Origin of the sequence: Bacillus sp. AR13-1 (assembly GCF_008042285.1) — a bacterium.
In the GTDB taxonomy this organism is placed as follows: Bacteria; Bacillota; Bacilli; order Bacillales; family Bacillaceae_G; genus Bacillus_A; species Bacillus_A mycoides.
In genome coordinates, this window is sequence record NZ_QNUA01000013.1 from 66,891 (window position 1) to 85,797 (window position 18,907).

Here is an 18,907-nt window from a genome sequence, read left to right on the forward strand (position 1 = left end):
TATAGCATCCTCTTTTTTCTGTTGAAATAGTTAGTCTATCGTATATAGAATTCAAAGGGATAGATTTAACTTGGACGGGGGAGAAGGAGATGGAAGAGTATATAGATGGTTTATTAAGGCGGATGGCGGATGAAGAAGCAGGTATTCGGCAATGTGCGTATGAAGAAGCGAGGCAGTTAAATGATGTATCGCTTTTTTCTTGTTTCCAAGAGAAAGTAATGGAAGCACGAAAAGTATATATAAAAACAAATCTTTATTTTTTAATTACACGACTTGCAATAAATACTAAAGAGATGTATATTGCAGATTATTTGATAGATCGGTTAGAAAGTGAAGAAAGCAGGATGGTGTTAGATAGCATGCTCATAGATTTAAGTAAATTATCTGAAGCAAGCAATGCACATAAAATTATTCCTTACATATATCATAAAAATAGTGGAGTTCGTTATTCTGCTGTCATCGCTTTAAAGTTGTGTAAATCGTTGGAAGTAGAAGATGCTTTATTGAAGTTACTTACAGTGGAAGAGAATCGAGATGATATTGTAAATATATGTGCCACTTTATATGAGATTGGAACAAAGCGATCAATCTTACCTTTAACAAAGCTTTTACATTGCGATAGTGCTTATGTTCGTTCAACTGTTATTGAGGTTTTAGCGAAAATAGGGGGAGCGGACTTACAAATAGTTTATATTGAAGCTTTAAAGGATAGAAATGTTATGGTGAAATACGAAGCTGTTCGAGCTATTTATGCATATGGAGATGAAATGGCGATTCAACCAATTAGCGAACGTGTAACTAAAGTTGTTTCTAGAAGACGTAAAAATGAAGTAGAGCCTACTGATGAATCAGAGATCGTCATTGCTCTTCGTTTCTTACATAAGTTTGCTACTCATGAAGAAGTTTTAAAGACGTTTGATAAAGTATATAAAAAACGAGGAAACTTGTTTTTGTCAGAGAGAAAATGGATTCGGGATAATATTAGTTACTTTCAAGAGAAAGAAAGAGTGTAAGAATCATAAAAAAAGAGTTAGCCTCAATAATGAGACTAACTCTTTTTTTAATAATTAGTTTAAAATTTTCACTGTAACTGTTTTACGTCCCCAGTTACTTGATGTACCTTTATCTGGCATTAAAACATCGATTTTATTTCCTTTAATAGCTCCACCAGTATCACCAGCGATTGCTACTCCGTAACCTTCAACCCATACTTTTGAACCTAATGGAATGACACTTGGATCAACTGCAATTAGTTTCATGTTTGGATTAGCTGTTAAGTTATGACCCATAGCTGATTTTACTTGGTCTCCTGCTTTGTAACCATTTTCAAGTGGATCCGCTGTGTAAGCTGTTGCTTGAACTCTTAATTCACGAGAAGAAGATGGTGCACTTGTTTCAGTTTCTTTTGCAACAGGTTGTTGTGTAGCTGGTTTTTGAGCTTTAGCCGCTTCACGAGCTTTAGCTGCCTCTTGAGCCTTAGCTGCTTCACGAGCTTCAGCTGCCTCCTCGGCTTTAGCCGCTTCACGAGCTTCAGCTGCTTCCTCGGCTTTAGCCGCTTCACGAGCTTTAGCTGCTTCACGAGCTTTAGCTGCCTCTTGAGCCTTAGCTTCTGCTTGAGCTTCAGCTTCTGCCTGAGCTTTAGCTGCTTCACGAGCTTTAGCTGCTTCTTGAGCTTTAGCTTCTGCTTGAGCTTTAGCTGCTTCAGTTGCTTCTTGAGCTTTAGCTGCTTCACGAGCTTTAGCCGCTTCTTGAGCCTTAGCTTCTGCTTGAGTTTCAGCTGCTTCACGAGCTTTAGTTGCTTCTTGAGCCTTAGCTTTTGCTTGAGTTTCAGCTACTTCCCCGGCTTTAACTGCTTCACGAACTTTAGCTGTATCTTGAACGTTAGTTACTTTTTCAGCTTTAACTACTGGCTGAACTTTAACTGGTGCTTTTCCTGTTAAGTAAGGAATGTGTACATAAGCTGTTTGGCCGTTATATTCAAATTGGATCCAATCATTTTGTACTTGGTGTGTTGTTTCGATTACATCATCTTTTTTCAATTTACCAAGAATCGCTGAATCTGTATTTGCTCCAGCACGTACGTTTAATACGTTTGCTGTTACGTAGTAAGTATCTTTTGTGTAGTCAGCGCTTATGAAAGCCTCTTTACCACTATTTAATTTAACTTTTGACCATCCGTTTTCTGTATGTAAAACGTTAACTTTATATCCATCTAATAACTTTCCGACAACTTGTGATTCAGTAGTTGGGTTTTCTCGTACATTTAGTACATCAGTCGTTACGATTGTTTCTGCTTTAGCAGATGTTGTGAAAATCCCAAGACCAAAAACCGCTGCTGTTGCTATACCCATAAATTTTTTCATAATAGCCTCCATTGCATTTGTTTTCGTTGACCTCATTATAGCAACCATTATTTTCTTATTTGCGGAAAACACAAAACTACAAAGCATTCGTAACGAGGCATTAATATTCTGTAATAATTCCATTAATATCCTGATAGCGTTTCCTTTGCGTTTTTGAGGGGATTAGAACATACGATTCATAAAATCAACACTTTTTTAATTACTAATAGATTAATAATGTATCAGTAGTGTTACTTGAATGTTTCTGTAACGTTACAAAAAAGGGGTATTTAACTATTTGAATCGTAATGTAGTTATGAAAATATAATCTTCTTGTGTATGAAGGCGTATATATAGGGGTGATTTTAATGAAATAGAGATATAATTGTTACAAAATAAGTTGTAGTATGGAAAAAATTACGCCTTGAATTTGTTCTTTTACATATTATTTTTGCAATAATAGGATTGTAGGATAGTGGTAATGCGAAATGAAAGTTGCAAGGATAAAAAGATAATCGCAACATGAAACATATATAATAGAAGAAACATGATTTAAAGGGATGATATCGTTATGAGTTGGTTCGCGAGTTGCAGTAGAATTATCCCGCTATTGGCGGGCAGTAAAACCCTCACCTCAAAATTCGGCTGAAGCAAAGAAGTTAGGTGGGAGATTAACTGCCCGTAAAAGCCCGATTGGTGAAGGCTAATAATCAGTGGGGGATGAACAAAACCCCCACTGATTATAGTTTCACTTTATATAATAGAAGTTAGAGGTTCTTATTTTTGTCAAAACGTCGATGAAATTACATTTGCCTTCAACAAAATAAAAAACGTAGGAGTGTAAACTCCTACGTTTTTTTTATTTACTCATATCGTAAACATTCAATTGGATCAAGTTTAGCAGCTTTGTTTGCTGGTAGTAAACCGAATGCAATACCGATTAGCATTGAGATACCTACTGAAAGAAGTCCAAGTTCTTTTGAGATAACGAGTGGCCATCCGGCAAAGATTGAGACGATCCAAGCGAAGAAAATACCAAGCATGAATCCGATGAAACCACCGAGTCCTGTTAAAATACAAGATTCAATTAAGAATTGTGTTAATACTTTACCGCGCGTTGCACCAAGTGCTTTACGAATACCGATCTCACGTGTACGTTCTGTTACAGATACAAGCATGATGTTCATTACACCGATACCACCAACAAGTAAGGAGATAGCGGCAATGCCACCGAATACCATTTTCATCATACCGATGGATTCGTCTAATTGCTTCGTAAATTCACCTAAGTCCTGTGCTTCGAATTTGTGCTCGAATTTAGGAGCTTTCATGTCGTTTAAAACAGAAACAGCTTGTTTTTCTACACTTTTACGTTCTGTTGGAGAGGTCATTGTTAATTTTACAGAGTCATACTCATTTACTCCTGAAATGACAGGCGCGTTTTCAAGAGATGTATAACCTTCAGGCATAGCCATTCCAAATTCGTTTTTCGTTTCGTATACACCGACTATTTTATACGGCTTTCCTTTTACATCTGTGTATAAATTTGATTCCCAACCACTAAATAATTTGTTGAAAGCTTCTTCATTTAATATAACAGCAGGAATTGCTTGGTTTAATTCGCTTTCGTTTAATTCACGACCGTGAACTAATTTTATTTTCGAATCTGTCATAAAGGCGCCTGTTCCACCTTTTAAATCAAGAGAGACATCTTTTGAACCAGAAGATGCTTTTACTTTCATACTTACATCTGGATAAACATCTTTAACGCCTGGTACAGTTTGAAGACGTTTTAGCATATCAGGTGTGATTTTGGCACTATCAGTTCCATAATCAGGGTTGTTGTAGTAAATCGTTACTTCAGTATCTTTTCCTTGGCCTAACTCTTTTTTAAACTTTGCATTTGTACCATCACCCATTGAAATGATAGTAATAATGGCGCTAATACCGATAATAATACCTAGCATTGTTAATATAGAACGCATTTTATGAGCAAAGATAGAGGAAAGGGCCATGCGTATATTTTCACTCGTGTTCAAAATTAACCTCTCCAATCTTGGACGATATTTCCGTCACGAATTACAATTTGACGTGCTGCCGCTTCCCCAATTTCACGATCGTGGGTAATCATAATGATTGTTGAGCCTTGTTTGTTTAATTCGTAAAAGAGATCCATAATTTGTGTACTTGTTTTCGTATCAAGTGCACCCGTCGGTTCATCTGCTAAGAGAAATTTCGGGTTATTTACGATTGCACGTGCGACTGCGACACGCTGCTTTTGTCCACCTGACAATTCATTTGGTAAGTGAGTAGCACGATCAGCTAAACTGACTTTTGTTAAAGCTGCTAATGAGCGCTCACGTCTTTCTTTTTTATCGACTCCAGCGTAAATAAGAGGTAGTTCTACATTTTGAAGTGCTGTAAGTCTCGGTAATAACATAAAGTTTTGGAATATGAATCCGATCTCTTTATTACGAACATGTGCAAGTTCTGTTTCAGACATGTTTGAAATGTTTTGACCAGCTAGTTCGTACGCACCTGTCGTTGGTTTATCTAAGCAACCGATAATGTTCATTAATGTTGATTTACCAGAACCAGATGGTCCCATAATAGAAGTGAATTCTCCTTGGTTTAGTGTTACATCAATTCCGTGTAATATTTGAACGGACTCTGCACCATTTTGGAAAGATTTCGTGATGCCTTTTAAGTTAATCATTGAGTGACAACCTCCATACCGTCTTTTAAGTCTTTTTCAGGTTTAGAGATAATTTCCTCTCCTTTTTTCACTCCAGAAACTTTTGCTTCGCTATCTGTCTCAAATTCAACAGTAACTGCTTGTTCTTTCGCTTTACCGTCTTTTACAACGAAGACAACATTTTTGTCACCTTTTTTCACAATGCTGCTTTTCGGAACAATCGTACCAGTTGCTTCGCCAGATTTACTTGTTACGTAAACATGGAAGCCGTTTTGTAATTCTTCACTATTATCTAATGTGACAGTGAATTGATAATTAGAAACAGTTTTATTTTCGTCCATGCTCTTTAATGGTGTAGAACCGATTTCTGTTACTTTTCCTGTCCAAGTCTTACCAGCGACAGTTTTTGATGAAACAGTTACTTCTTGCCCAACTTTCATACTAGCAAGTTCATATTCAGAAAGTTGACCTTTTACTTTAAATGGACCAGCGTGACGAAGTGTAATGCCACTCATACCTGTTTTTTCATCAGCAGTTTTTACGATATCATCAATTACACCGTCGGCTGGACTCGTTACAGAAAGTGTGTTTACTTTCTCTTTTGCTACTTTAATCATTTCATCAGCTTTTTCTACTTCAAACTTCTTCATTTCAAGTTGTGATTCTAATTGCCCAACTTCAATTTCTGATGCTTTTAATGCTTCAGCGGGAAGGCCTGCATTTTTATCTTTTTGTAATTTTTGTTTCGCTGCATCAATTTGTTTTTGGAACAATGTTACTTCTTTTTGTGCGATTTTCTTTTGCATTTCTGCTTCTGTTACACCTTGTTTAGCAGTAGGGTCATTATATTTAAATAGAAGCTGACCTTTTTTCACTTCATCACCTTTTTTAACAGCTAATTCATACGTACCTTTTGTTGGATCGAATGAAATTGTTTCAATACCATTTGGAATAACTTCGCCGCCAAATTTTTGTGCATTTTCAATTTGTTTTTCCGTAATTTTATAACCGCTATATGCCATTGCTACTTCTGAACTACCGCCAGCAAATGCAAAATATGATCCAGCTGCAATTCCGATCGCTACTACACTAGTAATTAACACTTTATTTTTCTTCTTCATCTATTTATCACCTTTTCGTTCGTTTTAGTATCTACATTAAGTATAAAAGAGGTGAAGAATCTGACAAATCGTTTTAGCTTACAATAACCTTACAGTTTTGTAAGGTATGAATATCTAAATGTAAGGTAGAGGTTGTCCTAGTTTAAGCAAATGAATTGACTCGTTGTTTCTTTCTAACAATAATATTGTATGAAGGAGAGGAGGAAGGAAGATGGAAGCTTATTTTAGTGCGCATCCATTAAAACCATTTATTCCGTACTCGAGGCAACATGTCATTATATTATTTATTATGTTGGTGGGGATATTTTTTCTGTATCAATACCAAGATTTATTGCGTCAAAGTGAGTGGAATATAACGGTTCGATATGCAATTGCATTTCTATTTATAGGAAGTGAGATTGGACTTCATATGTGGGAATGGAAAGCTGGGATTTTTGAGCTAGGCACTTCATTACCATTTGAGTTATGTACGATTAGTTTATTGTTAGCATCGATTATGATTGTAACGAAAAGCTATCGAATATATGAGATTGTGTTTTTTACAGGGATTATCGGTGCATCGCAAGCTATTTTAACACCGAACGTGCAATATGCTTTTCCGCATTTTCGCTTTATAGAATTCTTTATCGCACATATATTGCTCATTTGGGCACCACTCTTTATGACATGGGTGGAAGGATATCGTCCGACATTACAATCTATTAAGCGTACGATGGTATTTTTAAATATATTGATTCCAATTGTTTCGTTTGTGAATTACAAAACAGGCGGTAATTATATGTTTTTAGCTCGTAAGCCAGAAACTGCTTCATTACTCGATATGTTAGGGCCGCATCCTTACTATATCATTTCATTAGAAATAGCTGCGCTTATGGGATGTTTTATTTTGTATATGCCGTTTGTGAAAAGAGAAGGGCATGCGCATAAAGAATCACTAGGATCATAACCTAGTGATTTTTTATCTTATAAATATTTACAATTCAGAAAATTAAGAATAAAATTAGAAGGTAAATTACATATAGAGAGAAGGGAAAACGTGGTCAAAAAAGTTTTTTTGAATGGGATGGAAGTGACGATTCAATTTATTATTTCGATTTTGGGTATTATTTGTTTAGGGGCACTGCCGAAGTTGTTTTATGGATTTGAGCTGCATGTATCAGAGTACATAAAGAGTTTAAAAGAAGTATTTGCGAACTTAATGGATCTCTCCAATTTGCAATATGTGAGAGATAAATTTTTATTCCCACAGTTGTTTGTCCATTATAAAGAAACGATTGTTATTTTTTTGGCCGCTTTTTTCATTTCATTATTTGTAGCATTTTGTATCGTTTATATGATTATGAGTAGTTCACCGCGTATACAACATCGAATTAAATCATTTCTCATCTTCCTAGAATCCATTCCAGACATTCTTCTTATTTTAGTATCACAAATTTTAGTTATATGGTTTTTTAAACAAACAGGTTTTTTACCTTTTCAAATTGCGTCAATTGGAGGCGAGTCGATTAGAGGATTGCCAATATTTTGTTTGAGTATACCGACTACGATTATGTTTGTAAAAATGTTAGTGCTTCGTTTTGAAAATGAGCTAGAAAAAGATTATGTACTATTTGCTAAGGCGAAAGGGCTGAATCGCTTTCATATTTTAAATCGTCATATTTTACGAAATGTGTTACTTAGTACACTTTTCTTTGCGAAAACGAATATCTTTTTTATGTTATCCAATTTATATATTATAGAATGGATTTTTAATACGGGTGGTATTTTTATGTTTTTGAAATCTTATGAAGGTATTAGGGTTGAGGTTTTCATCGTTAGTGTGCTGCTTATTTATATTCCGATTTTTATTTTATTCAAATTGTTTCATTATCTCATTCCAGCTGCGATGAAGGAGAGATTATAATATGTGGACGTATATAAAACGCGATAAAAGATTTTGGATAAGCATTGGGTTTCTTCTCATATTAGTTCTTTTGAGCATCGGAAATACGATATGGAATGGTGGGCACATTAGACAAGTTACACTGCAATATGACGCGGCTGGAAATCCAGAAGTACCACCGTTTTCACCTTCATTACAATTTTTACTCGGGACAGACCGGAAAGGATATGACCTGTTACATTTAGTCATTGAAGGCGCGAAGTGGACGATTGGTATATCTATTTTAATTGCGGCACTTAGAATGGTAATAGGTGTATTTTTTGGTGTTGTACTCGGAACGTACATAAAAAGAGGGTTTTCAAAAATCGAGGCTTTTTTTGATAGTTTTACAGTTATTCCAACAGTTATGATTGCGTATTTCTTTCTCCAATCTGTGAATACCTTTGGAAGTGGAGAGGAAACAACAACTTTTTTTGAAAGGGCTTCGTTTCAAGTTGTATTACTTGTAATGCTTGTGATGCCAGTTATTGCACTGTATGTTGCGAAGGAAGTTCGTAAATTGAGAACCGAAGAATTCATTGAGGCTGCGTGTATATTAGGTGGATCAAGAAGACACATTGTTATAAAGCATCTTTTTCCGCATCTCTATATGACGTTTATACTTGTATTTCTTCAGCAATTTACGCAGACTCTTACTATTTTACTCCACTTAGGGTTACTGGAAGTATTCTTTGGCGGAACTGTTCAGTTTTTAGGACCGGTAGAAGAAATAGACTCTTACACGCATGAATGGTCAGGTTTAATTGGAGTATACTTTAGATCTTTAACAGTGCATCCATGGATTCCTCTCGTCCCAATTACATTTTTCGGACTTACTATTTTTTCAGGAAATATGATTGTAAAAAGCATAGAAGAAGCGATGATGAAAGTAAGGTTAGGCGGAGTGATAAAGAAGACAGATGTAGAAAAGGAACAACCTGCTGTGCAGTCAAAAGAAGAATTATTTACTTTTAAACATACGATTTGAAAATAAAGAAGAAGCAAGCATAATCAATGCTTGCTTCTTTTCTTTATTTTGTAGAAACTTCACCTTCAGCTTCTGTTTGCGGAATAAAGTATCCGATTATACCACCAATTATTGCCGGAACAATCCAGCCGATTCCTAAGTTATAAAAAGGAATGGTGTGTACGATATTCGCGATAAAGTTTGGAATCATTCCCACATTATCAAGTGCATGAATACAGCTAATAATGAATGCTGCAATCATCGCTCCGATATAGACAGAAGGTTTACGTTTCGTATATTTATCGATAAATGATACGAAAATTAAAATGATTGTAATTGGGTACAAAATGATTAATACGGGTAATGTAATTTTGATTAATAAACTTAATCCTAAGTTTGAAATAACGAAGCTAAAGATACAAACGTATAGTACAAGCTTCTTATATGAAACATTTGTTAGTACTGTTGTGAAATAGTTGGCGAATGCACTTACAACACCGATTGCAGTCGTTAAACAAGCAAAGATAATTGCGATACTTAATAAAACATTCCCGCTTGTCCCAAAGAATTGATACATAACAGTTGCTAATAGCTGACCGCCATTTTCGAATTGTCCTAAATTTCCGTTTGAAGCGCCAATATAACCGAGTAAGAAGTAAACAATTGTTAAGAAAAGAGCCGCAATGCTTCCGCAAATAATTGTATATTTCGCAATGGATTTCTTATCTTGTATCCCGTTTTGACGAATTGCATTTACAACAATCGTTGATAATACGAGTGCTCCGATTGCATCTAATGTTAAAAAGCCTTCAAGAAATCCTTTGAAAAATGGAATTTCTTTATAGTCACCAACAGGTTCTGCAAATGATCCTGGTGAAAGAATCGCTTTTGTTGCCATAATTGCAATAATTCCAAGCAAAATTGGCGTTAATATTTTTCCGATATGATCTACTAATTTGGATGGATTTAACGATAAGAAGTAGACGACTATAAAGAAAATCGCACTAAAAACTAACATAGAGTACCATTGATCTGGGAAAAGTGGTGCAATCCCAATTTCATAAGATACAGTTCCAGTTCGTGGAATAACAAATAGTGGGCCGATGGAAAGATAAATAATGATAGCGAATACTGCTGCGAATTTTGGGTGAACACGGCTCGCTAAAGTATTAAAACTACCACCAGCAAGGGCAACAGCGACGATAGCTAGTAAAGATAAACCGACATCTGTAATAATAAATCCTGTAATGGAAACCCACATATTTTCTCCGGAAGAAAGACCGAGAAGAGGCGGGAAAATCATATTACCAGCACCGAAGAAAACTGCGAATAGTAATAAACTAATCGAAAGTATTTGCGCTGGTTTTAAAGTTGTACGCATATAAAGAAAAGCCTCCTAATGAGCGTTTTTTTTGTCGAAAATTCAAATAATTTGTCGATTGACTGTTATTATTTTAAAGGTCTGATGACTAGAAAGCAAGAGGGAATTTTAAAAATATTTTAAAATAATGCGTAAAATTGAATAAATATACTATTTATATGTTAATGCAGGAAGAATTTCACTTATAACGTAAAAAAACACATATCGCTAGGATATGTGTATTAAAAATAAATTTGCCTATCACGTTCTTCTTTTAAAATTTCTACAGCCTCTCGGAAACGTTGAGAATGGACAATTTCTCGTTCGCGTAAAAAGCGTAAGCTATCATTTATATCGGGATCGTCTGATAAATCAATTAGCCATTGATAAGTCGCTCGTGCTTTTTCTTCAGCTGCAATATCCTCGTATAAATCTGCGATAGGATCTCCTTTCGCTTGAATGTAAGTGGCAGTAAAAGGAACACCACCTGCATTATGGTAAAACAAGGCGCTATCATGATTCGCATAATGCGCGTCTAATCCGGCAGCTTTCATTTGTTCAGGTGTTGCATCTTTTGTTAATTTATAAATCATTGTAGCAATCATTTCTAAATGTGCGAACTCTTCTGTACCAATATCGGTTAGTAAGCCAACGACTTTATCAGGAATTGTATAACGTTGATTTAAGTAGCGAAGAGCAGCGGCTAATTCACCGTCCGCACCACCGTACTGTTCAACTAATAATTTTGCGAGTGCTGGATTACAAGTGCTCACTTTAACAGGATATTGTAATTTTTTTTCATAAATCCACATAGTTTCTCTCCTTTATATTTGCCATGGCCACGGTCCTTTGCTCCATTCCCATGGGGCGTTAGAATAACTGTTTCCAAACTGCTGAAGTGGTCCGTATCTTTCTTCAATTTTTTGTTTTAATACTCTTCGTTTATAAGAAAAATCGTTGAATTGATTTATAGCTGCAGTATCGTCGGGATGCGTATCTAAATAGAGAGTAAGTTCAACTAATACAAAGTCTAATTCTTGCAGTTCTTCAATCCATTTGTAATATTCATCAGGCAATGTTTGTGTCACGTTTTTATTCACCTTCCTTTTTTGTAAGGATTTTCATAATAATCATAAAAAGCAGGCCATAAAGTCCCTTTTCTTAAAGCTTCTTTTGGTGTGAATTGGGGTAAATTAGTTGGTTGAAAACCCATATATAAGTGCGGGGGAGTTGAGTAATATTTCTTTCCAATTGGAGGACAAGGATCGTTTGGACCATGATAAGGTATGTAGGATTTCATGAATTTATCCATGTTACAACCCTCCTTTATAAATGAAATATCCATTATTATGTATTGTATTCGTACATAATTGTCATTTATGACTCATATAAAAAACTAATAGAGACAGGGGGAGTTGAGGATGGAAGGCATTACAACATGTATCGTATTAGAATCAAAAAATTTAAAGGAAACATTGTATTTTTATGAAGGGATTTTAGGCTTTAAACCAAGCAAGGAGAGACCTCAACTACATGTAACAGGTGTTTGGTATGACGTTGGTTTAACGAGAATTTGTTTTGTAGTAAATCGGAATTTACGAGGGCGAGAGAAGGTTGCTAATTCTTCGTGTGAATTAATAACCTTTTCAATTTCTGATATGGAAAAAGTAAAGAGAAAATTACAGTTTTACAAAATATCTTTTGCGGAAGAACAGCATGCGGATGGGGTGGTAATTACTCTTTATGATCCAGATTGCTATAAGCTTCAAATTTCATCAGAGGCATGAGTAACCATAGGGGGGATAGCGTGGATAGAATGTATGAAGAAAGCGCACTGTTTGAACATAAATTTTGGCTCAAAGTTCTCGGGGATCATGCTCAGTTTTTACTAGATGCTTTAGCTCCACAGGAGAAAGAAGATATACAGAAAGCCACCTATTTTGTAGAAAAATTCACGAACTTTTTAAATGAAATTCATACTGTAAATTTTATTGCATTTTCAAAAGATGCAGAACAAGCTGCAGAGGAGATTCGAGCATTTAAATTAAATATTATACAAAAGCAATTGGAAGGTAAAATTGTGATTCATTTTACTCCGACTTTTATTAATCATATGGTAAATGAAGTGGAGGAATATATAACAGTATTAGAATACTTAGGGAGGGGAGAAGTCCCGCCCGTTTTTCATGAACTACACTATCATCTCGCGTGGTTAACGGATGCAGCAGGGCATGCTGGTTCTATTTCAGGCGGATTAGATGTTGTGGAAAAAGGATTGAAGGAGAAAAGTGATTTGTTTGCTAAACATTTTGAACAATTTTATTTAAAAGCAGTTGAAATGACAGGTTATTTACGGGCAGAACTGAAACATTTTCCAGCTTTGAAGAAGTTTACAAAAGACGTTTCACTAGAGCTAAAGTTATTCTCGCATTTCCTTCGAGAAGTAGAAGAATTAGAGTTGTCTGAGCAAATATTAAGTTCATTATCAGCCAGGATGGCGGATCATATGGCGAGGGAGGAGTGTTACTATTTATTGAAGTTAGCACAATCCTCAGGGTTAGAGATACCGAAATGTAATCCGCTTTAAAAATAGATTGTAGGGAAGATCAAGCAGACAAATTTTAACAGTGATAGAAGTATGTGAACAGGTTTCATTATGAAAAAAATATTGACAAGCCCCTCCAAATATCTTAATGTGATTGTATAAAATTGTGTATCTAAAGGGGAGTAACTTATTACAGTAAAGTCGTCATTACAGGGAGAAACCCTCGGCTTTATTGGCAACGTTTCGTTGTTAGTGAGACCTTTACCAGCAATGGTAAAGGCCCCTTATTGTCTTTTTTAGGACCCTTACCATATTTGGTAGGGTCCTTTTTGTATACAAAGAGAGGAGCTAGAAAATGAAAAAACTTTTTAGTAGATTAAGAGTTGTATTCCATGTCCGCCGTTTTGTTCCATTCCTATTTGACTTTTTTACTTCAAAAGAGGTTTCAATAAAGAAGAAAATTTTATCTATTGCTTTTTTAGTTGGTTATGTAGCGATGCCGCTCGATTTAATTCCAGACTTCCTACCGTTTATTGGTATTTTAGATGATATTGGAATTGTGTTATTTATTTTGAATCGAATTGTAAAGATGGCGCCAGTGCAATTACAAGAAAAGCATAACGTAAACGTAGGATAGGAGTTGAAAATATGGAGCAAATTATTTTAGATATAATCGAGTTTTTAAAGCAGTTTTCTTATTTTGGAGTTGTGTTAGCATTAACGTTTGAATTTATTCCAGCAGAAGTAGTTTTGCCCATGGTTGGGTATTGGGTATATGAGGGAGATATGAATTTTTGGCTAGCTGTATTAGCAGGGACACTTGGCGGAACTACAGGACCGTTAACGTTATATGCACTCGGTTATTACGGTGGTCGCCCTCTATTAATAAAATACGGGAAATACTTCTTTATTAAAGAAGAACAAATTCAAAAAGCAGATGATTTCTTTGCGAAGTATGGTCCAGTTGTGGCATTTGTTGGACGCTTCGTACCAGGAGTTCGAACACTTATTTCTGTACCGTGTGGTATGGCAAAAATGAACATATGGAAATTTAGCATATATACATTTGTAGCAATGTTCCCGTTAACGACTTTGTATATTTATTTTGGAATGAAATTAGGTCCGCATTGGGAAAAAGCGGCGGGCGTTGTTGGACAATATATGTTACCGATATTAGGAGGCGTTCTTCTTATCGTGGCTAGTATCTTTATCTATAAATTTATGAAAAAACGAAATAAAACTGAATCTATTTAGTTTATTTCGCATTAACGGGCAGTAAGATTCCCACCTCAAAACTTAGCTGTAAAGCAAAGTATTGAGGTGGGAGTTTTACTTTAAATTATGATGTGCTTATTTTTGGAAATAGATGAATAGTACAGGCAAAAGACTCTGAAGGACATACACATATAGAGAATATAAAAGAGAGAGGGGAAACAACTATGTCTTGTGAGTGCTCAGGGTCAGCATTAACTTGCTGTCCAGATAAAAATTATGTACAAGATAAAGTGTGTAGTCCGTGGTCTGCTACTGTAGTTGCAACAGCAATTGATAATGTTCTTTATACAAATAATATTAACCAAAATGTAGTTGGTACTGGTTTTGTTAAATATGATGTTGGTCCAGGTCCAATTACTGTAGAAGCGCTTGATTCTGCTGGGGCTACAATTGATACACAAACATTAAATCCAGGAACGAGTATTGCTTTTACGTATCGCCGCTTTGATAGTATACAAGTTGTGTTACCTGCAACACCTGCTGGAACGTATCAGGGAGAATTTTGTATTACGACACGCTATTCACTTTCGTAGAAGAATAGGAGAGGGTTGAAATGGGAATGAGAAGTTCCAGTTTGTCTTGTTGTTCTAATAAAACGCTTGTGCAAGATCAAGTATGTGCAGACTGGTCAATTACAGGTGCGGGTACTCAAATTGTCTATACGAATAATCTTACACAAGAAATATACGGTTCAGGTTATGTAAAATATGATACAGGTGCAAATCCGATTACAGTGGATTTTTTAGTAGGTGCTACAGTAGTCGATACGATTACTGTACAACCGCAAAGTAGTGGTACTTTCACAGTGAGGCACTTTACTACTGTTCGAATTACAACGACGGGAACGACTGTTAATCAAGGAGAGTTTTGTATTACAGTACGTTACTCAATTTCATAAAAAGGCATACCTTAAATGGTATGCTTTTTTGAATAGAGGGAGTAATGAAATATTTATTTTATAAGCAACATGTAAATTGGCAACAGTACTTGCCTTCTAAATATAGAGAAGGATTACTCTGTATATTAATAATACTGACGGATTGAAAATCTTTACCCATATAAGATATTGTATTACCAGGAAATACAGTGAAAATATTGGTTACTGCTCCAATGATTTGAATTGTAATTGCTTCAGTGCTGCTAGTACTATTGTAAACCGAGACAGTACCTGATATAAGCAGTATCCCATCACTTTGCCACAGTATCATTGATTGTAGTGCATCTTTGGTAGAGGGAATGGTGTTGTTAGTTATGAGGAAATTCCCTGCAAATTCATTTGTTACTCGCTCACAACTTGAATTTGGAGGAGGGGGCGGTGGACAAGGGTCTGGACAAATGATAGATAAAGGAGCGAAACAGCCAATATTTTTTTTGTTCTTCAATACAACCCCTCCTTTTTAAGTTGTCTTTTACTACTATTAAATGTAGAAGCATGGCCGATGTGTTAAGAAAAGAAGAAAATTTTTAAAATTAAGATTGTCTAATAGGCTTACAGCTTAACTTATCATTAATGTTATAGAAAAGATTATATGTGAATAGACATGGGAAAAGAATGATCAGACTCTTTTAGACAAAAGGTGGTTGTATACAATAGTACGAGTAATGTTGGACTTAACACTTAATTAACTGTATATTTACAAAAATCTAATAAAATTCATTTGTTATTTAAACGATATTAATATGTTTAAGATAAAATAGCCCTTGTAATGAATCAATTATTATGAGGAGGATTCACGTGGAAAGAACTGCTTTACGAAAAGTAAAAGGTCTTATTGGATTATTAATGGTGTTTGTATTGGCATTTGTATCATTACCGTGGAGTACGTCGGTTAAAGCGGAAGAGAAAAAGCAAGAAAAGGCACCAAGTGAGAAGAAAATCGTTTTCCCAGTTGTAAGTGATGTGCATATTAAAGATAGTGGAACAGATGATACGTTCCGCTGGAAAAGAGCGATTGAGCAATTTAATACGCTTGCACCAAAGCAAGATGCGTTTGTCATTGTAGGTGATTTTACTGATTCGGGTTCAGTAAAGCAATATGATCGTTTTATGCAAGTGTATAACGAAAATGCAAATAAAGATGCGGTACGAATGAATTCTCTAGGTAATCATGATTATTGGAACGGCTTATCTGAAGAAGGAGCACAGAAGCGTTTCTTAGAAAAGACAGGAATGGAATCGGTTTATTATCATAAGGTGGTAAAAGGGTATCATTTCCTTGTTATGTCTCCAGAGGATGGGACAACACATGGCTATTATTCGGACAAGCAAATTAATTGGTTAAAAGAAGAAATGGCAAAGGCACAAAAAGATGATCCAGAAAAACCGATTCTTGTGTTTTTACATCAACATATTAAAGATACAGTGTACGGTAGCCAAGAATGGGGAACGAAAGATAGTGCGAAAATTAATGCGGTATTAAAAGAATACCCACAAGTAATTACGTTTTCAGGTCATTCACATTATCCGTTAGATGATCCAAGATCGATTCATCAAAAAGATTTTACGTCTGTTGGAACATCTTCTGTAAGCTATATGGAAGTTGAAGGCGGTAAAGTACAAGGGAATATCCCGCCAGGAGCTAGTACATTAAGCCAAGGTTTATTGGTAGAGGTAGATGACAAAGAGGTAACAATTAATCGCCGTGATTTCCATACAAACTCTTGGACAGGTGAGCCTTGGAAAATTAAATTACCAACGAAAAAAGAAGGATTCAACTATGGAGAAGATCGTGATAAAGAAAAGCCATACTTTGCGAAGGATGCAAAGCTTGCTGTATCAAATGTAACGGAAAATGCGGCAACAGTAACATTCCCGCAAGCATTGGACAACCTTCTTGTTCATTCTTATCGCTTGCAAGCAAAGGATAAACAAACAGGTGAGATTAAAAATAAGCTATTAGCATTCTCAGAGTTTTATCGAGATCCAGTGCCGAAAGAACTGACATTTACACTTGCAGGACTAGATGGCGGGAAAACATATACACTTGAAGTTGTTGCGATTGATTCATTTGGCAATGAAAGTGTACAACCATTAACGGCAGAAATTACTACGAAAAAAGATAATATTGACCCGAATGTGAAAGTACCAAAGGCAGATGTTTTTGATGTAAACTTTGCAGATGGTACATTTAAAGACAGTTCATCATTTGGTACAAAAGGTGATGTTAAGGGCAATGTGACTATTGAATATGATAAAGCATTGAAAAAGAATGTTATGAAGTTAAACGGAAAAGCAAATACATTTGGATACCTTCCATTTTCAGCAGCACAAAAAGAAAAAGTAGCAAATTCATTTACGTTAGAAACTGTATTTTCAATGAATGAAATTCGTGGACAAGGTATTTTGCAAAATACAGAGAGCGGTGGAATTGGTTTTGAGTCTACAGGAAGTGGCTATGTAGAATTATGGGCTCATATTGGTGGAAGCTATAAACGTGTGGGTGTTCAATTAGAAGCAAACAAAACGTATCATTTAACAGGAACATATAACGGCAGTGAAGTAGCAATTTATGTAGATGGTAAAAAAGTAAATAGTCAGCCGGCTCAAGGGAAAGTATATCACCCGAACGTACCATTCGCACTTGGTGCAGATCCTGATAGCAACGGAAATGGCGGTATTCCGTTAAATGGACAAATTGCATTAGCAAAATTATATAGTAAAGCATTAAGTTCTTCAGAAGTAGTAGCGGCATATAACGAGTTTTCTACTCGTACAAAATTAGAGCAAGTAAATACGTTATATGAAGAAATCGGAAAAGTGAAAGAAGTATTGGCAGGTACTTATGAATTTGGTGAAAAGCCAGGTCAGTATTCACAAGCAGCTTTTAACGAATTACAAAGAAGCTATGACAATGCAAAGAAAGTGTTTGAGAATATAGCGAGTACAGGAGAACAAATTGTTCAAACGTATAATGAATTAAAAACAGCAAACCAAACATTTGTCCAATCAAAGGTAGCAGAAGAACAGCCAAAAACACCGAAAGAAAAATTACAAGTGAATATTGAATCTGCAAAAGCTTTAGTAAAGAAAGCGCAAGATGGAAATGTAACAGACGGTTCTGTTAAATCATTAAGTCAAAAAATCACAGTTGCGGAAGCTGTGTTAAAAGATAAAAATGTAAAAGATGAGTATGTGGAATCAATGAATCGTACGCTAGAGCATGCGATTTCACTTGTTGAGAAAAGCATAAACAAATAAGGTAGAAGAAAAGAAGCTTATCATGATAGGCTTCTTTTTTGTTATACTAAAAATAGCATGGAAAAAGGGAGCGAATAATTTGGAACAGAAAAAGATAAAAAGAATTCTTGAATATGTATGGATCGCGGTTGTGCTCCTTGTAGGATATTATTTCTTAAAAGAGAAAAGTATATGGGTTCTATTTTTAATGACATTTTTATTAGCGGGTTTAGGCACGTTATTTATTAATTTCTTCTTTGATAGTGTAAATGCGTGGAAGAAAAAAAAGAAGGAGACGAAGTAAAGGGGGAGGCTATGCAAAAGTAGAAGCTCATATATCAGGTCATTATTTTCCTATTATTTGTAGGTATTGGAGTTTTTTAATACGCTACACTGATAGGGAATTGGGCATGATTTACAGCTTGCATCTGTATATTCACCATTTTACAATCGTTAACGCAAAAATATAATAAGGTGAAACTTTAATCAGTGGGGGGTGTTCAT

General features: G+C 35.5%; 21 protein-coding genes and 1 pseudogene. 13 read left to right on the plus strand and 9 right to left on the minus strand.

The annotated features are described in order from the left end of the window. The first annotated feature begins 89 nt into the window (after positions 1 to 89). A complete protein-coding gene (locus DN408_RS12085) occupies positions 90 to 1,013 on the plus strand; it encodes a HEAT repeat domain-containing protein (protein WP_078178221.1) in 924 nt (307 codons plus the stop codon). 54 nt (positions 1,014 to 1,067) lie between these two features. On the opposite strand, the gene entC is transcribed toward DN408_RS12085, so the two are convergent. The 4 genes from entC to DN408_RS12105 form a co-directional block, all read right to left on the minus strand. Further along, positions 1,068 to 2,486: a cell wall-binding protein EntC gene (entC, locus tag DN408_RS12090; RefSeq protein WP_078178220.1), complete on the minus strand. Its 1,419-nt coding sequence runs from the start codon at positions 2,484 to 2,486 to the stop codon at positions 1,068 to 1,070. Between the two features lie 719 nt (positions 2,487 to 3,205). Beyond that, on the minus strand, positions 3,206 to 4,357 hold the full coding sequence (locus tag DN408_RS12095) for an ABC transporter permease (RefSeq protein WP_407707280.1): 1,152 nt from the start codon (positions 4,355 to 4,357) through the stop codon (positions 3,206 to 3,208). A gap of 26 nt (positions 4,358 to 4,383) precedes the next feature. After that, a complete protein-coding gene (locus DN408_RS12100) occupies positions 4,384 to 5,058 on the minus strand; it encodes an ABC transporter ATP-binding protein (RefSeq protein ID WP_002087431.1) in 675 nt (224 codons plus the stop codon). Continuing rightward, positions 5,055 to 6,158, minus strand: a complete 1,104-nt coding sequence (locus tag DN408_RS12105; protein WP_078178219.1) for an efflux RND transporter periplasmic adaptor subunit — start codon at positions 6,156 to 6,158, stop codon at positions 5,055 to 5,057. The genes DN408_RS12100 and DN408_RS12105 overlap by 4 nt, the downstream gene beginning before the upstream one ends. A 211-nt stretch (positions 6,159 to 6,369) precedes the next feature. Between DN408_RS12105 and DN408_RS12110 the strand changes: the two genes are divergently transcribed. The 3 genes from DN408_RS12110 (at position 6,370) to DN408_RS12120 (ending at position 9,067) form a co-directional block, all read left to right on the plus strand. Then, entirely contained in the window at positions 6,370 to 7,104 is a 735-nt protein-coding gene (locus tag DN408_RS12110; RefSeq protein WP_002125428.1) for a YwaF family protein, read from the plus strand. A 90-nt stretch (positions 7,105 to 7,194) separates the two neighbouring features. Then, complete coding sequence (locus DN408_RS12115; RefSeq protein WP_016119638.1) at positions 7,195 to 8,061, plus strand: ABC transporter permease subunit; 867 nt, start codon at positions 7,195 to 7,197, stop codon at positions 8,059 to 8,061. A 1-nt stretch (position 8,062) separates the two neighbouring features. Continuing rightward, a complete protein-coding gene (locus DN408_RS12120; protein WP_078178218.1) occupies positions 8,063 to 9,067 on the plus strand; it encodes an ABC transporter permease in 1,005 nt (334 codons plus the stop codon). 43 nt (positions 9,068 to 9,110) lie between these two features. Here DN408_RS12120 and brnQ2 read toward each other — a convergent pair whose 3' ends face one another. The 4 genes from brnQ2 to DN408_RS12140 form a co-directional block, all read right to left on the minus strand. Continuing rightward, complete coding sequence (brnQ2, locus tag DN408_RS12125) at positions 9,111 to 10,427, minus strand: branched-chain amino acid transport system II carrier protein BrnQ2 (protein WP_002186678.1); 1,317 nt, start codon at positions 10,425 to 10,427, stop codon at positions 9,111 to 9,113. 221 nt (positions 10,428 to 10,648) lie between these two features. Then, a complete protein-coding gene (gene cotJC, locus DN408_RS12130; RefSeq protein ID WP_002010774.1) occupies positions 10,649 to 11,218 on the minus strand; it encodes a spore coat protein CotJC in 570 nt (189 codons plus the stop codon). A gap of 12 nt (positions 11,219 to 11,230) precedes the next feature. Then, positions 11,231 to 11,494, minus strand: coding sequence for a spore coat protein CotJB (locus tag DN408_RS12135; protein ID WP_000194952.1), 264 nt, complete (start codon positions 11,492 to 11,494; stop codon positions 11,231 to 11,233). An 8-nt stretch (positions 11,495 to 11,502) separates the two neighbouring features. Next, a complete protein-coding gene (locus DN408_RS12140) occupies positions 11,503 to 11,718 on the minus strand; it encodes a spore coat associated protein CotJA (RefSeq protein ID WP_000357172.1) in 216 nt (71 codons plus the stop codon). Between the two features lie 109 nt (positions 11,719 to 11,827). On the opposite strand from DN408_RS12140, the gene DN408_RS12145 reads away from it, so the two are divergent. From DN408_RS12145 to DN408_RS12170, 6 genes are all read left to right on the plus strand, one after another. Next, entirely contained in the window at positions 11,828 to 12,193 is a 366-nt protein-coding gene (locus tag DN408_RS12145; RefSeq protein ID WP_000398543.1) for a VOC family protein, read from the plus strand. 20 nt (positions 12,194 to 12,213) lie between these two features. Continuing rightward, positions 12,214 to 12,993 carry a DUF2935 domain-containing protein gene (locus DN408_RS12150; protein ID WP_000375642.1) on the plus strand — a complete coding sequence of 260 codons (780 nt, stop codon included), beginning with the start codon at positions 12,214 to 12,216 and terminating at the stop codon, positions 12,991 to 12,993. A 313-nt stretch (positions 12,994 to 13,306) separates the two neighbouring features. Next, complete coding sequence (locus DN408_RS12155) at positions 13,307 to 13,588, plus strand: YkvA family protein (protein WP_002125440.1); 282 nt, start codon at positions 13,307 to 13,309, stop codon at positions 13,586 to 13,588. Between the two features lie 11 nt (positions 13,589 to 13,599). After that, positions 13,600 to 14,205, plus strand: a complete 606-nt coding sequence (locus DN408_RS12160) for a DedA family protein (protein ID WP_000435001.1) — start codon at positions 13,600 to 13,602, stop codon at positions 14,203 to 14,205. Positions 14,206 to 14,390: 185 nt separating this feature from the next. Further along, positions 14,391 to 14,759, plus strand: coding sequence for a DUF3992 domain-containing protein (locus DN408_RS12165; protein ID WP_078178217.1), 369 nt, complete (start codon positions 14,391 to 14,393; stop codon positions 14,757 to 14,759). Positions 14,760 to 14,779: 20 nt separating this feature from the next. Continuing rightward, the gene (locus tag DN408_RS12170; RefSeq protein WP_002169096.1) at positions 14,780 to 15,124 is read left to right on the plus strand and encodes a DUF3992 domain-containing protein; all 345 of its coding nucleotides are present in this window, start codon (positions 14,780 to 14,782) and stop codon (positions 15,122 to 15,124) included. Between the two features lie 58 nt (positions 15,125 to 15,182). On the opposite strand, the gene DN408_RS12175 is transcribed toward DN408_RS12170, so the two are convergent. After that, complete coding sequence (locus tag DN408_RS12175) at positions 15,183 to 15,608, minus strand: S-Ena type endospore appendage (RefSeq protein ID WP_002186676.1); 426 nt, start codon at positions 15,606 to 15,608, stop codon at positions 15,183 to 15,185. 353 nt (positions 15,609 to 15,961) lie between these two features. On the opposite strand from DN408_RS12175, the gene DN408_RS12180 reads away from it, so the two are divergent. The 3 genes and pseudogenes from DN408_RS12180 (at position 15,962) to DN408_RS32465 (ending at position 18,889) form a co-directional block, all read left to right on the plus strand. Continuing rightward, positions 15,962 to 18,424 (plus strand): LamG-like jellyroll fold domain-containing protein, encoded by a 2,463-nt coding sequence (locus tag DN408_RS12180; RefSeq protein ID WP_078178216.1) that lies wholly within the window; start codon positions 15,962 to 15,964, stop codon positions 18,422 to 18,424. A gap of 79 nt (positions 18,425 to 18,503) precedes the next feature. Further along, a complete protein-coding gene (locus DN408_RS12185; RefSeq protein WP_002169093.1) occupies positions 18,504 to 18,707 on the plus strand; it encodes a hypothetical protein in 204 nt (67 codons plus the stop codon). Between the two features lie 29 nt (positions 18,708 to 18,736). Next, positions 18,737 to 18,889, plus strand: a pseudogene (locus DN408_RS32465) (RpiR family transcriptional regulator). Positions 18,890 to 18,907 lie beyond the last annotated feature (18 nt).

Excerpts from the sequence above, each read along its gene's own strand:
- DN408_RS12085 (WP_078178221.1), top strand. The coding sequence starts at position 90 with ATGGAAGAGTATATAGATGGTTTATTAAGGCGGATGGCGGATGAAGAA.
- entC (WP_078178220.1), bottom strand. The coding sequence starts at position 2,486 with ATGGAATTATTACAGAATATTAATGCCTCGTTACGAATGCTTTGTAGT.
- DN408_RS12095 (WP_407707280.1), bottom strand. The coding sequence starts at position 4,357 with ATGGCCCTTTCCTCTATCTTTGCTCATAAAATGCGTTCTATATTAACA.
- DN408_RS12100 (WP_002087431.1), bottom strand. The coding sequence starts at position 5,058 with ATGATTAACTTAAAAGGCATCACGAAATCTTTCCAAAATGGTGCAGAG.
- DN408_RS12105 (WP_078178219.1), bottom strand. The coding sequence starts at position 6,158 with ATGAAGAAGAAAAATAAAGTGTTAATTACTAGTGTAGTAGCGATCGGA.
- DN408_RS12110 (WP_002125428.1), top strand. The coding sequence starts at position 6,370 with ATGGAAGCTTATTTTAGTGCGCATCCATTAAAACCATTTATTCCGTAC.
- DN408_RS12120 (WP_078178218.1), top strand. The coding sequence starts at position 8,063 with ATGTGGACGTATATAAAACGCGATAAAAGATTTTGGATAAGCATTGGG.
- brnQ2 (WP_002186678.1), bottom strand. The coding sequence starts at position 10,427 with ATGCGTACAACTTTAAAACCAGCGCAAATACTTTCGATTAGTTTATTA.
- cotJC (WP_002010774.1), bottom strand. The coding sequence starts at position 11,218 with ATGTGGATTTATGAAAAAAAATTACAATATCCTGTTAAAGTGAGCACT.
- DN408_RS12140 (WP_000357172.1), bottom strand. The coding sequence starts at position 11,718 with ATGGATAAATTCATGAAATCCTACATACCTTATCATGGTCCAAACGAT.
- DN408_RS12145 (WP_000398543.1), top strand. The coding sequence starts at position 11,828 with ATGGAAGGCATTACAACATGTATCGTATTAGAATCAAAAAATTTAAAG.
- DN408_RS12155 (WP_002125440.1), top strand. The coding sequence starts at position 13,307 with ATGAAAAAACTTTTTAGTAGATTAAGAGTTGTATTCCATGTCCGCCGT.
- DN408_RS12160 (WP_000435001.1), top strand. The coding sequence starts at position 13,600 with ATGGAGCAAATTATTTTAGATATAATCGAGTTTTTAAAGCAGTTTTCT.
- DN408_RS12165 (WP_078178217.1), top strand. The coding sequence starts at position 14,391 with ATGTCTTGTGAGTGCTCAGGGTCAGCATTAACTTGCTGTCCAGATAAA.
- DN408_RS12170 (WP_002169096.1), top strand. The coding sequence starts at position 14,780 with ATGGGAATGAGAAGTTCCAGTTTGTCTTGTTGTTCTAATAAAACGCTT.